Consider the following 12,717-nt stretch of genomic DNA (forward strand, 5'->3'; position numbering starts at 1 on the left):
GGTGGGAAATCAGACACTCAACCGGATCATAGCTTCGGTTGTCACGAATAATTCGGACACGTAGCTCGGAAATGTTTGGCGGCAATAGCGGGGATGCTGACAAGGCCCGGAAGAAAAAGCGTCCCAGATTCATTCCCCTCTTCGAAGAAGAGCAGGCGCGCTTTCAATGCAAGTTCAGGACGCGGAGCCTAATGGGCCACCTGGGAAGCTGCCGACATCAATTCCTCGGGATTGGGCGCGCTGAATGTTTGGAGGCCACCCTTCAGAACTTCAGTGAAGCTCCAGCGTATGATGCCCTCCCGATCAATCAGGAACTGACCGACAAGTTGCCCCTGGTCGGAAGTCATCATCTGCTGATCGGCTGCGGTAATTTCATATCCTTCCCTCTTATTGATAAACTCGTCCATTGCCATTACGTCCATTGGCTCAGGCAACTCGCCCGGGAGGTCGATCCGTATCGCCATGACCGTGTCCATTCCGACTTCACGCAAGCCGAAAGCATGGTGCGAAGCCCGCACCGGGTCGGACGCTGCAAGAACTTCGGGAATCGGATGGTAACGGAAATAGAGTCGGGCGCGTTCGACCGGGGTGTTTACGACCGCTAGAGTTTGAACGCCCTTTTCACGCAGGGCCGGGTTAAGCTGTGCCATCGCCGCGACATGGCGCCGGCAGAACGGACAGTGCAAGCCTCGAAACAAACCAATCAATAATGGATTACGGCCTCGAAAATCTTCGAGCGCGATCTTGCCGTCGCCCGAGATCGCATCGAGCACGACATTCGGCGCCCGGTCACCCGGCTGCAGCGGGCGGTCGACGCTGCTCATGGGCATGGACAACCTCCTGGCCCGGCTCAGTCAAAAAAGGCAGCGGCACTCGCGCGGTCTAAAAACTTCCCGCCCGACGCTTTGCAATCGGATCATAGCACGGAAATGCCTCTGCGGTTCGTCGATTTTGCTTCCGCAGCTTCTGCCATCAAAGAAATGATCAGTTCCTGTTTGCTTTGTGACGCTGCCGGCGCCGGTCAGCTATTCTCCATGGCAAAAGCTAAATAATCGCGCAGATCTTGCGGCGACTGGATCGTACCGCGTGCACATGAAACATGCTGATGGGCGCCCGATTCGGATCGAGTAACCACCCATCGCCATCGTTTCATCCGTGAGTCGTCACCGATTGCAAGTGGCCGCCTGCCACGAAATGGAGGATTGGTCATGAAGCGCTCAAGGGCATCGGCCTTGGAAGTCTCAGCAGGGCGAGTTCGCACACCTTTTTTCCCATTTGCAGGGTCCAGTCTGGTCCTGCTTTCTCAGCATAACGCCTCATTAACGCTTCGACTTCCTGCTCAAAACTCGGCGCGAGCCTATAATGGAGGGCGACCGGGGCACCCTTATCCTCGACAAGGACATCCGGCATGTTTTGCGCTTCAGCCAGTAGGTTCCCCTTCAGTATGGCGAAAGCTGTCGGCGCCTCTAAAAGGAGGAGATGACCATCAGTACCGCGCATTTCATCGCCATGTAATCCGGCGATGGGGAACTCAATAGGTTGAAAAAGCTCATCCCGCATACAGGAGCGAGGCTGGTACTATCGCTCTACTGCCACTGGAGCAGGCTTCGTACTGCCTCATGCATTTATGACAACGCTACATGAGCCAATGAAGCTTCTGGTGGTGCTTCGCGAGCCTGTGCTTTTCGACCCACATAACCACTCACAGCAGTCGATATCGTTGTGATGATGATCTGGCTCGCATTCCGTCAGCAGGGCTTCCTTCCCTCACTCGCACGCCATTCGAGAATCTTCGCCAATAGTAAGCTTTTGGAGCGTCTCCGCTCCGCGCGGAATGAGGCGGATGTCATCGCTGCACTCGCCGGTCACAAGCGGGGCACTCCCGCCATGCGCTCCGGCGTCGACGGACCTGATAAGTTAAATTAACATCGCTCTCTAACTTAGGCCAAAGAAAGACAAAATAGCGATTACCACAACAACGAGGCCGACGAGATAGATGAGTTGGTTCATGTCACACTCCTTCGTTCTCATAACAAAACAGCCAGAAAGCCAAACTGTTCCCGAATGTTGCGCCATGCGCGTATCCGGGGTTGCCACGACGAGCCTGGCCCCGGTTTTGTCCGATCCGGAAAGCTTCTCCCTTTAAAATATACGTCGGTCTCGCAAAGCAATTTTTGACAAACTTGGAACAGGCCTGCGTGGGCGCTGTTGGAAGCCTGTGGCCAGTATAGAATGGGATGACCGCTTCGAATGCACGTACATCTGGGCAAGCAGTATGCTCTACACAGTGCAGGTTATCTTCGGTGACCCACGCCGTTGCGAGCCCTCTTGTGTTCGCATTGGCCCTTCACGTCGTGGGGCGCTGAAACACGCCTGCTCAACGCCTTCAAAAGAAAGATATCAATATGTCGCATTTTTGCGTAGCGCTTGTTACCGGCGCCGGCTCGGGTATCGGCAAAGCAGTCGCGGAGCGGCTTGTCCGTAAGAACGTCACCGTTGGTGTTCTGGGACGCAGCGAGAGTGAACTAAGGGAGACGTTCAACAAGATTGTAGCTGATGGCGGCAAGGCGATTGTGCTGGTGGCCGATATATCAGACGAAAAACAGATGAGAAGAGCTGTAGAGCAACTGGTTGATGAAACCGGGCGCCTCGATATCGTTGTTGCCAATGCCGGCATAAACGGCGTTTGGGCCCCCATTGACGACCTGCAACCTTCCGAGTGGGATCAGACCATCGCCGTCAATTTGCGCGGCACCTATCTTACGCTGCACCTGACCGTGCCGCACCTCAAAGGATGGAGCCGGAGGGCGATGTCCCCATAACCGGCGGAGACCCCGGAAGGCCTGACGATGCCGAGGTGGTCTGGTTCTTAGCCTCCCGTGGTTCGCGGCACGTGACCGGAAGGCCCATCTGGGTAGATGGGACCAGGGTTTACTGCGCTGATTACGAAGGCTTGGAAGCCGCGGCGCATTCGCGCAGGGCTCGTGCGCAGCTTCGAGAATCCGTGCGGTGCCTCACTACCTTATCAAACAATCCGCGCTTGACAGGGAGTGCCATCGGCCCGAGATGGTTTAACTATAAAACAAAGATCGAAAAATCGGCCTAAGACCCGGGATTTGAAGTTTGGGTCGGAACTTTGTTTAGCCGAGAGCATTCCACAGATTGATCTCACGTCTGGCTAGATGAAAGGCGTCGTTCATGTCCACGGTACCCTCCGGCCAACATCAGGTTACAATCCAAGATCAGGTCGTCGATCTTATCCCGGCTCTACGCGCTTTTGCGCGCACATTTGTTTCGGCCAGCCACGAGGGCGATGATCTTGTACAGGAAACTCTGTTTCGTGCGTTGCGCAGCATTGATCGCTTCGAAGAGGGAACTAATCTGAAATCATGGCTCTTCACGATCATGCACAATGTTTTCCGTACGCAATATAAGGTGCGTAAACGCGAGGCCCCTGGGGTGGTCGATTGTGCGGAGATGCCCATCCCCATGGCAGCGCCGCAGGACTGGCACGTGCTGAACAAGGATCTTCGCAAAGCGCTCCAGTCCCTGTCCCCTGAACACCGAGATGTCATAATACTCGTAGCTGGCTATGGTTTAAGTTATAAGGAAGCGGCGGATATTTGTGATTGTGCCATCGGAACAATCAAGAGCCGCCTTAACAGGGCCCGCGATGAGCTAGCCCACGAGATGCAAGGCAACCCGCTGCATTGAAGCGGGTTGCCTCATCGAAAAGGGGCCAGCGGCCAGATCTTGAATTGGAGCCGCCTAAACCATCTCACTTTTGTATGGGTCCCACGCGACCTCGACGATGTTTCGAAGGGCTCGTGCCTGCTGTCTTGGGCACGCGGGAGTCTTTGTACCCGCCAAGCGCGCCGGTGGATCCCTCGGTCTCGACAAAACTATCCCGGCTTTCTTCTTCTGACGAAAATTGCCGACTTGCTTCTTCCCAGTGCCTGGTTTCCTGCCCGTCCGGTCGCCCTTCTTCTTCTTCCCAGATCTGGTAGGGTAGCTGTCTGATGCGTTCGTCCCTAGCCCCCGGCTTTCGCGGAGCCAGCGATCGGTCCGCTTGCGGGCCGTTGGCTGCGACAGCCACCCTCGTCGTCGCGCAGTCCGACGTTCCAAAGTGATTTGGGCATTCGAGTTCGCACGGCGGTGAGCTCCAACTCGTTAGTGGCGACAGAACCAACCCCTTACGGCCAGCGGCCAGTCGCGAGATCTCTTTGGGCAGCGATGCGATGAATTGATCCGCTGAGAATTCTCGCCCTTGAACAACCCGGCACCCCCGATTGTTCCGTTTTCAGAAACTTCTCCGTCGTGAGCGTCCGGTGAGCGGATTTTGCTGAACGAGCCAGTTAGGCGATGTTCTGGCATTAGAACCAGCATTAGTGCTGACACTAATATCAGATCTGAGAGGTTGGCATGGCTCGCATGGAGATCATTTCCGGCGTTGAGCGTAGGCGGCGCATCGTTCCTGCCGGTATTCCGCGACCAAAACGCGCAACGGTTGGCGGGTTGGCATGCGGTGTTTCCTCCTCAAGGCGCCTGAAGCTTAATGCTTCTTAACGCGGCTTTGGTTCTTTAAGCCTGCAGAGCTATTTCGTGCGTCGAGTGCTTTTTGCAGGCGGTTCGCCAGCACCAGCAAGCTGTCAGGCGAATCATCGATCAACAGGTTGGCGGTACCTTGGACCTCGTCCTCAAGGAGGGCGGAGGAAAAATCCTCACCACCGGCGCTGCCTTTTTTTTGTGGTGCCATGAAAGTCGCCTATATTGGTCGCGCTCACATGGCGCCACTAAACGACAATACGCGTTCGCGCTTCCCATGCCAACACTAGCGCCAGGTTGAGGGAACGGACCGTCGGTCCCAAGCGTTTTCGTTAGTATAGCGAGACTTTCAACCAGAATCTGAGAACGCGATGCCTTCCTCCCTCATCGACAAGTTCAACTATGAACCGACAAGCAATATATTGTCGATATGGCGCTTGCCGTCGGGAAAGCGGTATGACTACTGCGATGTTCCGCCGGAAACAGCGGAACAGTTTAAGCTCGCATTCGCCAAAGGCCGCTTCTTCAACTCGTTCATTCGCGGTAAATTTAAGTACACACGGGATGATGCCTCCACTGCTATCCATTCAGTAGAGGGGCTTTCGCGCGCATCAGACGCGAGCGGGCACTCGGTGAAGCGGGTCCATTAGGAATGCGCGCAGGGCCTGTTCCGCATAATCGCCGGCTTCGCCTTTACGCTTTAGCCGAACGGCGTCTACGGCTTCTCGAAACAACGTAACTACTTTGAGCGAACGTGGGCTGTGGTGGTTTACGCAGTAAAGGGGGCGATGATTGCGAACGCATCAGGAAGTGGCCGAAATTCATCGTTCCCGCAACTACGATGTCGTTACCTCACAAGATCTCGCCGCCGCGTCAACCTGGCAAATACGAGGGTGGGCGGCGGACTGTACGGCGGCACTTAGGCCTTTGGTGGCTGATATCGCTACCGCCGAGCCTGAAGCGCTCATCTCTGCACTGAACGGAAAGATAAACAGCCTCGAAATGGATACTGCCTTGGATTCTGTTATCGAAGCCGCGAAATCCGCCGGCTGGGGCAGCGAGGAGATCGGCAATGCGGTGATGCGATTAGCGCGGGAATACGAGGGAGCAAAGGGCGCCATTTTTGACTGAGGTCAACTCTCAGAATCTAAGGTTGCTCTCGCGTTCCGGGCGCCGCCTCGCGCTGTTCGGCGACGTCAAGGTCAGTCCTAACGATGTAATTATCAACGTGCTGACGTGCGGCTCTGCGCGGGGCATCTACGTTGGCGATCTCATTCGGCAGAATTTCGCTGTTTGTTCAGAAGAGCTCGTTCACTGCGACATTAGCCGGCTCGATCGATTTTTTTGCTTTTTTGGTCATTTTCATGAGGAACTTCTTTCCTACCCACTTCATCGTGGCGGTTGATCAGCGACGTGTGCGAGCCAAGGCGATCGCTGCAAACCCGATGACTACGATTGTGAGAATAGCGGAGGTGGGTAGCGGCCTGCTCACTCGCAGGCCGCCTTCCACGCCGCCCGGATTTGCGGCAGAGCGAAACAAGTTGCCGTGGGTTATCTCTGTGCGAGGTGCGCCCTTCAGATATCTGGCAAGGACACCGGCCATTATTCGTGCCGTACTATTGGGAGCTAAAAAGTGGCCAAGCCGCGCCAATCTGGCGGCACTGCCGAGAGTCAAGGAAGCGCGCGGACGATCTACAAGTCGCACGATCGAGCGAGCGGCTTTTCGCGGATCATAGACAGGTGGAGGTGCGGTCAGCGCGTGTCCCGTATAGTTAGCGCTGTGCGCGATTCCAGGGGTGTCGAGAAACGTCGGATAGACGTCGCAGATATGAATGTCGCGATAGGGCGCTAACTCGGCTCTCAGCGACTCGGTAAACCCTTTGAGTCCGAATTTGCTGGCGGAATAAGCAGCAGCATAAGGCGCTGAGGCGAACCCGCCGAGCGAGATCATATTTATGAATGTACCATGCTTCTGGCGCTTGAAAATTGGTACTACTGCATAGGCGTCGTTGAGATGCCCGATGAGGTTCGTTCGGATCACCTGCTCATGGGCTTCCTGTGGCGTCTCGTCAAATTTTCCCACCGCACCGACCCCCGCGTTGCTGAACCAGACGTCGATTTCGCCGAAGCTTAGAGCTTTCTGTGCGAGCTGGCGCACCTCATCCGCCTTGGTGACATCGGTGGGTACAACCAAAACCTCGCCTCCCAGTTTCCGGCATCGCGAGGCCACAGAATGGAGTGCTGATGCGTCTCGCGCCGCGATCACCAATCGAGCACCGCGGCGAGCAAATTCTTCAGCGGCCGCCTGTCCAATGCCGGATGATGCGCCAGTGATGACGACGACTGGGTGGTGGGTTCTCTGTTGCAGCATTTGCACATCCTCTTACGATTTATGGCGTTCGAACGCCGGGGCATATCCGCAGGCAGGCTCAGTCGCCTTCGCCGGGGTAAGGTGCGTTGGACAGCAAACGAGCAAGATGGCTAGTGTTGCGCGCGAGCATGCCCGCCATAATTTGCACGGCCTCTGGAACTTGCTTCAGGTCTATGAAGTTTTGGCTACCCATGGCTTCGCCGACCCAGTAGCAGACAGCATTCGCCGCGATTGTAAAACCGACATCGTTCAACGCCTGGAATAGCTCAGCCGAAACATGGTGAGCTCCGTCTTCGTTGCCGACGACTGCCACGGCTGCGACACGCCCATAGGACACCATACGTCCCTGCTCGTCAGTCTCGTCCAAAAACGCATCCATGCGCTCAAGTGCCCGCTTGGCCACGCTCGAGGGCTGTCCGAGCCATATAGGCGTTCCCACGATTAGTATTTCGGCGGATAGGATCTTTTCGCGAATCTGCGGCCATTCATCACCTTTGCCCTCGTCGGATTTTACTCCAGGCAGAATGGCATGATCGGCGAGCCTGATGGTTTCTGTCTCGACGCCCTCTTTTTTCAGTTCGTCGGCAATCAGTGATAGCATGCGTTCGGTTGAGGAGCCGTCTGACGGCTTTGTTTTCAGGGTACAATTCAGGGCGATTGCATTCAGCGACATTTGGTGAAGCCTCGTTGGTTCAAAGATTGTCAGCAAGATCACCGCTCAAGCTCAACCCTCAGCTCGCCAAAGGGTTCCGAGATCTGCGCGGTTGGGGCCTTTTGTGAAGCGCCCACCGGACTGCATGCTGATGCTCGCACTCTCGACGCACCTCATAGTTACCGGTTCAGCTCCGGTCCGAGGAGGCGCGTGTACCCGACCGGCGCGGTGCACTGATGAGCGTGTCGACTTCCCCGCTCAAACAATTATGCGTGGCTTACGCCCAAGCGGCCATCTTCCGCGCTGAATTGCGTGCAAAGAGGGGTGCCGACCAATCTCCTAAGGGAATACGACGTCGCGTGTCGTGAAATCGTGGAAGATGTCGTGCGCCATCTGGCACTTCAAGATCCCATAAGGGACCGCTAAGCTGCCTTGCGACTTAGGGATCCTGTCGTCGGCTCCTGTTGTTGTCTGGGAACGGTACGACGATTTATCGTCATCGGACAATCGACAGAACCTTTTCGTCTTTCTGCGGTTTGAGCTCGGGCAAAATGCAAGGGCCTCCAAAGCACGCGGATATCGCTCTCGCGCTCGAATCTCACGCGAAGGGTTTCCCAGAAAGTTCAGTCGGCAAGCGGGTTACCTTTCAAAGTGAAGCCGCCCAGTTGCCCATGCAGGGACCAGAGAAATCGGGACTTTTCGTAAACAACCTCGGCGACGGAGTTGAGCGCCTGCGGTGCAACTCTCCTGAGAACGACGGAGCCGAACCCGGAACGGAGTTCACCTGAAGACGGGAACTGTCCCAATGTTTGTTCGTCCCAACACACTCTGAAAGACGGCACGTTGTCGGGCACTTCAACCTGCCACGATATCTCGATCTTTCCAGATTTGCCGCTCAGCACGCCGTGCCGCGCAGAGTTTAGTGCCAGTTCGTGGAGCGCCATGCCGAGATTTTCGACGGCGGTTGGTGTTAGCATGATGGCGGGCCCGACAAACATAAGCGCTTCAGCCCGGCCGAAGGGCTTGAGCTGGATGGCGACAAGATCAGCCATCGTGGCACCTTCCCAATCCGCCGATACGATTAGGTCGTGTGATGCTGAAAGTGCCATTATCCGCTGCGTGATATGATGCTCGAAAGTTGGGCGGTCGTAATTACCCTGTGCGGTCTGACGGATCATAGACAATATGATGGAGTACTGGTTTTTGACGCGGTGATTGACCTCGCGCAGAAGAATGCGAATGCGCCGTTCACGATCTTTAATGGCGGTTATATCGCGCGCGATCGCAGATGCGCCGACGATATTGCCCGCAGCGTTCCTAATCGGCGACACGGTCAACGAGATCGCAACATAAGTCCGATTCTTGAGCTGCCTCACCGTCTCAAATGCCGAAATTCGATCACCTCGGCTGACTCGCGCCAAGATCGCGCGTTCCTCCTCCTCAAGATGGGGCGGAATAAGCTTGAAGATCGGGGCTCCTATCATTTCATTCGCGCTGTAGCCAAAAAGCTGCTCGGCTGCCCTATTCCAGGTGCGCACGGTGCCATCGAGGTCTTTGCTAATGATCGGATCGAACGAGGAATCGACAATCGCAGCCAGTCTGGCCCGATCGAGTTCCGTGGCATCGACGTGAGTTTCGCTTCTTTCCGAGTGCATATCAATCGATCGCCCGAGTGTCCCGCCGCATCAATGTGTTCCAGCATGTGCGTAAACGACCTCAATGACCGAAGGTTCCGACCTGGCGCCGGAATGACAAACTCAGATCCCGATTAACGTGGGATTGATCATCTGGTCAGGCCGCAGGCTGTTTGCCTGGAATTAGGAGGTAGGGAAACCTTCAGTTTGGGTAAGCGCAGTTGTCCTTCAGCGCCGCTTGGGGCTTGGCCGTTGCCACGGAGCGTCGCTATATACGAACTAGCGAAAAATGCAGCGAACCCGCGAAATTTGGGCGGACCGCAGTTTTGTGGGCCCTCCCATAAAGGCGATGAACTTCCCTCCGTATGCATGTTGAAGAAATCCGATCGGCTCGTGCGAAACAAACTTCGCCTTAACTGGTTGGGGAGTACATCTATCTATTCCACTCATGCGCAGGCGCGCGGCCGGCAGCGATTGATGGGAAGATTGATCCATCCCGCCGCGGCGTACAACAATCGACGCCTTGTGCGCAAAGGAGAGCCGTGTTGAACACGTCCGTGCCTTGGAGTTCGAGTTTCGCTGGCAAGCGTGTCCTTGTCGTTGAGGACGAGTTCCTGCTTGCCGACGAAACCCGACGCCAACTCGAACAATTGGGGGCGATCGTGGTGGGTCCGACTCCGCAAGTCACGGCAGCGCTGGTGCTCATCGACAGGCAGATGATCGACGTCGCAATCCTTGATATCCTGCTCGATGGTGTCGAAGTTTTTCCGGTCGCCGAGCGTCTCAGGGAACGCGGTATTCCTTTTGTCTTTGCGAGCGCGTTCGGATCGTCCGCCATACCAGAGCGTTTCAAAGGGTATGTTCTCTGCGACAAGCCAATAGAGCTCGAGAATATCGCTCGCGGGCTCTTTGAGCCAACCAATCGAGACCACTGACCCGGGTTCGCTTGTTTGAGTTCAGGTCTTTTTGCTGGGAGTCAGAAGCGCGCTGGGCCGTTCGACAGAAGCGAGCCGATGCGGAGTGTATGGCCAGCAAACAATCGGTCGGTCAGGAGGTCAATGCTTTCTGGATGAAATCGTTTCGGCAGCAATACTGACGTATCGCCCCAAAAATCTTTTCCGGCCGTTAAGGTGACGGGCTCAACGTTATTTAGCATCCGCACTAAGGCGATAGCTATTTGTGATCTGTGTTCCAGCGCGCAAACGCAACTACATGGTCTTTTCGCTCCCCAACCGGGATCAATGGCAGATAGTCCCCCTCGGCAAATAATGCCGGCCATATGCACATGAGGCGAAGGCCCTTGACAATCAGCTGAAACTTGGCTGTCGCTGGAGCTGATGGATTTTTACCAGTGTGCGGATAGCCGGTTTGAAGAGGGTGCCGGTTGTCTGGGTCAACGAGCGCGTACTGCAGATATTCGCTCCCCTGATAGAAATCTGTGTTCGCAGAAGTCATGAAACTCCCGCAGGAATGTAGCATTATCAGTCGCGAGCAACGCCGATACGTAGTCGGAGAGCTGCGCCTCATAGGCTACTTTCACGCTCTCCCATGACGTAGCGACCTTTGCCTCGCGAGGCGCTTTTATCAAGTAGGCTGTGAACCGTTTTTGCAGACCATTTATCGCATCGCGGGAAAGATCGAAGGGCAGCACTGCGAGGAGTGCTTGAAAAATCATCCACTGGACGTTCAGTGCAATCAAAGGCGTCTGGAAGCGCGTTGTACTGGTTAGGATGATGTCGGGATTAAAGTCCCAGCCTAGGATCCAAATCTCCCTTCGAGCGCGTTCAAATGCGCTGCGCACCTGCTTGAAGTAATCTGCAGCGTCGACAAGGATCGATATCCTGTCCGCGATCTCGAATTGTTGCCCGCTTTGAATATAGATGCACTCATCGGAAAAACACCGGTTTCCCATCGCTTCTTCACTCGGTGATGAAGACAACGGCCGTGTATTAAAAATATCGCCTTAATTGGTCGGCTTCTTCTTCAAGTAAATTCGCGACATCGTCTATCGGCATGTGGGTAGCGCAAAGGTGAACTGCGCACTCCAAGAAACGTATTGATGAACGACGCAAATAGGCTTCTCGTTCGCTCTCAGCGAGTTGTTTTATAATTCGATACTTTTTTCCATCGTCTGTCATGGCACCAAACCTTGAACACGCATCTAGCTGCCGAATCTACCACAACCTTGTTGGCTTGAAGTTGTTCCCGGGCGCCCTGCTAAGTACACCTCGGGTTAAGTGGGAGGGCCACTTTCGGGCAATCTCAGCCAGAATTGCACTCCCGATGACCGAGGAACGAGAGGGAACCGAACGGCTGCGTTGCGCAGCCCACAGCACGGCAAATGCTGCGGCTGCGGCCGCAGCTCCGAAAAGGAGTGTTGATGCGCGAGGATCGACCCGGGCAGACGGTACATCAACATCGTATCCGGCTTCTTTGAGCTTCTGCCGAAGATCGGCCAGCTCCCTACGCAAGTGCTGAATTTGCTTTGCCTGGCTCATGGGTTTTTGTTCGCCCACAGATCCTGAAGCCGTGTCGATGATACCCTTTGGTATGGTTTCTCCGATCCGCGTTGGTTTCGCCATTGTCCTATCCTTGATCATTTATGCTGTGAGGAAAAAGCCGTACCATCCGTTACCCGCGGCGGCGGCACTGGAGAGAGCGCCGCAAGTTTTGCGCCCGCCTCCAGGCAGGCAGCGATGAAGTGTTCGCGGGCGACAGCAGCAGGAGCTCTACCATTAAGAGCGGCCCGGCAGGTGAGGCAGCACTGCCTATATTGCTCCCCATCAATCCGCGGCCACCCGTCCTGAACGAGAGCGAAGGCCTCGTTGACCGACGAAACCGTATGCTCTTTTCCATGCGGCAAGTTTATGTGAAGCGGTGTGGACCATATGAGTTCGGTATAGATCATTTGTCGCTCCGAGGGCTCGATCCGCGGTAACGCGGGAAACAACATGGTTGCCACCCAACGCCGCAACGGCCAGGAGGTTCCCACCCCACAACAGCATTTCTCCTTGGAACACATAGAGCGCTATTGAGTTCGACAGATGTTTAAAACGGCATTTTGCCGATTCCAAAGGAGAAATACGATGTTACTTCGATCAGTAGCCGCAATAGTGTTCGTCGCTGCAGCCGTGACCCCCGCGGTGGCCCAGCAGGACATCGTGTGCGACGAAGCTTCAATCATGAAACTTGAACAGGGACTTGGTCAAATTCCCGACGGGGCAAAAAAGATTGAATCGGCAAAAGAGATAACGATGGCCAAGGAAGCTATGGCGGCAAATGACATTGAAAAATGCAAGTCGCATCTTGGAAATGCGGTCAAAGGCATGGATGCGATGTAACCGATACCGGAGGGCGCGATCGGGTTCGCGCCCTCCGTGTTCAGCCGGAAACGTTCCCGGGATAAGTACTGGTTCAACCCCGTGTGAGCCGATATATGGCGGGTCAATGCGAATCGGGGAGACCAGACCTTGGACGAGACCCCATCACGTTTCGCTCAATTAACCTAACAGGCC

The 12,717-nt window shown here is 55.3% G+C and carries 14 protein-coding genes and 1 pseudogene; 6 read left to right on the forward strand and 9 right to left on the reverse strand.

The window, feature by feature from the left end:
• Positions 1–188 precede the first annotated feature (188 nt).
• The gene (locus ASD02_RS33035; RefSeq protein WP_057221714.1) at positions 189–830 is read right to left on the reverse strand and encodes a peroxiredoxin-like family protein; all 642 of its coding nucleotides are present in this window, start codon (positions 828–830) and stop codon (positions 189–191) included.
• 376 nt (positions 831–1,206) lie between these two features.
• A complete protein-coding gene (locus ASD02_RS33040) occupies positions 1,207–1,560 on the reverse strand; it encodes a hypothetical protein (RefSeq protein WP_057221715.1) in 354 nt (117 codons plus the stop codon).
• Positions 1,561–2,405: 845 nt separating this feature from the next.
• Between ASD02_RS33040 and ASD02_RS33050 the strand changes: the two are divergent.
• Both ASD02_RS33050 and ASD02_RS33055 read left to right on the forward strand, forming a co-directional pair.
• Positions 2,406–2,943 (forward strand): annotated as a pseudogene (locus ASD02_RS33050) (SDR family NAD(P)-dependent oxidoreductase).
• A 255-nt stretch (positions 2,944–3,198) separates the two neighbouring features.
• Positions 3,199–3,714 carry a sigma-70 family RNA polymerase sigma factor gene (locus ASD02_RS33055; protein ID WP_057205453.1) on the forward strand — a complete coding sequence of 172 codons (516 nt, stop codon included), beginning with the start codon at positions 3,199–3,201 and terminating at the stop codon, positions 3,712–3,714.
• A 64-nt stretch (positions 3,715–3,778) separates the two neighbouring features.
• Here the strand turns inward: ASD02_RS33055 and ASD02_RS40675 are convergent, their stop codons facing one another.
• Positions 3,779–4,096, reverse strand: a complete 318-nt coding sequence (locus ASD02_RS40675; RefSeq protein ID WP_347376842.1) for a DUF2934 domain-containing protein — start codon at positions 4,094–4,096, stop codon at positions 3,779–3,781.
• A 456-nt stretch (positions 4,097–4,552) separates the two neighbouring features.
• Entirely contained in the window at positions 4,553–4,756 is a 204-nt protein-coding gene (locus ASD02_RS33060; RefSeq protein ID WP_057205450.1) for a hypothetical protein, read from the reverse strand.
• A gap of 160 nt (positions 4,757–4,916) precedes the next feature.
• Here ASD02_RS33060 and ASD02_RS33065 point away from each other — a divergent pair, with 160 nt between their 5' ends.
• Both ASD02_RS33065 and ASD02_RS33070 read left to right on the forward strand, forming a co-directional pair.
• Positions 4,917–5,195: a KTSC domain-containing protein gene (locus ASD02_RS33065; RefSeq protein WP_063978408.1), complete on the forward strand. Its 279-nt coding sequence runs from the start codon at positions 4,917–4,919 to the stop codon at positions 5,193–5,195.
• 142 nt (positions 5,196–5,337) lie between these two features.
• Entirely contained in the window at positions 5,338–5,676 is a 339-nt protein-coding gene (locus ASD02_RS33070; RefSeq protein WP_244494326.1) for a hypothetical protein, read from the forward strand.
• Positions 5,677–5,950: 274 nt separating this feature from the next.
• On the opposite strand, the gene ASD02_RS33080 is transcribed toward ASD02_RS33070, so the two are convergent.
• The 3 genes from ASD02_RS33080 to ASD02_RS33090 form a co-directional block, all read right to left on the reverse strand.
• Positions 5,951–6,916, reverse strand: a complete 966-nt coding sequence (locus ASD02_RS33080) for an SDR family oxidoreductase (protein WP_057221719.1) — start codon at positions 6,914–6,916, stop codon at positions 5,951–5,953.
• A gap of 58 nt (positions 6,917–6,974) precedes the next feature.
• The gene (locus ASD02_RS33085) at positions 6,975–7,589 is read right to left on the reverse strand and encodes a flavodoxin family protein (RefSeq protein WP_057205442.1); all 615 of its coding nucleotides are present in this window, start codon (positions 7,587–7,589) and stop codon (positions 6,975–6,977) included.
• A 602-nt stretch (positions 7,590–8,191) separates the two neighbouring features.
• Positions 8,192–9,223, reverse strand: coding sequence for a PAS domain S-box protein (locus tag ASD02_RS33090; protein WP_057205439.1), 1,032 nt, complete (start codon positions 9,221–9,223; stop codon positions 8,192–8,194).
• Positions 9,224–9,747: 524 nt separating this feature from the next.
• On the opposite strand from ASD02_RS33090, the gene ASD02_RS33095 reads away from it, so the two are divergent.
• Complete coding sequence (locus ASD02_RS33095) at positions 9,748–10,137, forward strand: response regulator (RefSeq protein WP_210265405.1); 390 nt, start codon at positions 9,748–9,750, stop codon at positions 10,135–10,137.
• Positions 10,138–10,595: 458 nt separating this feature from the next.
• Here ASD02_RS33095 and ASD02_RS33100 read toward each other — a convergent pair whose 3' ends face one another.
• Positions 10,596–11,114 (reverse strand): hypothetical protein, encoded by a 519-nt coding sequence (locus ASD02_RS33100; protein ID WP_057221720.1) that lies wholly within the window; start codon positions 11,112–11,114, stop codon positions 10,596–10,598.
• A 684-nt stretch (positions 11,115–11,798) separates the two neighbouring features.
• Positions 11,799–12,110: a DUF982 domain-containing protein gene (locus tag ASD02_RS37790; protein WP_162255936.1), complete on the reverse strand. Its 312-nt coding sequence runs from the start codon at positions 12,108–12,110 to the stop codon at positions 11,799–11,801.
• 178 nt (positions 12,111–12,288) lie between these two features.
• On the opposite strand from ASD02_RS37790, the gene ASD02_RS33105 reads away from it, so the two are divergent.
• Positions 12,289–12,543: a hypothetical protein gene (locus ASD02_RS33105; RefSeq protein WP_057205430.1), complete on the forward strand. Its 255-nt coding sequence runs from the start codon at positions 12,289–12,291 to the stop codon at positions 12,541–12,543.
• Positions 12,544–12,717 lie beyond the last annotated feature (174 nt).

The sequence above is a fragment of the Ensifer sp. Root1252 genome, assembly GCF_001425885.1.
GTDB classification, from domain to species: domain Bacteria; phylum Pseudomonadota; class Alphaproteobacteria; order Rhizobiales; family Rhizobiaceae; genus Ensifer; species Ensifer canadensis.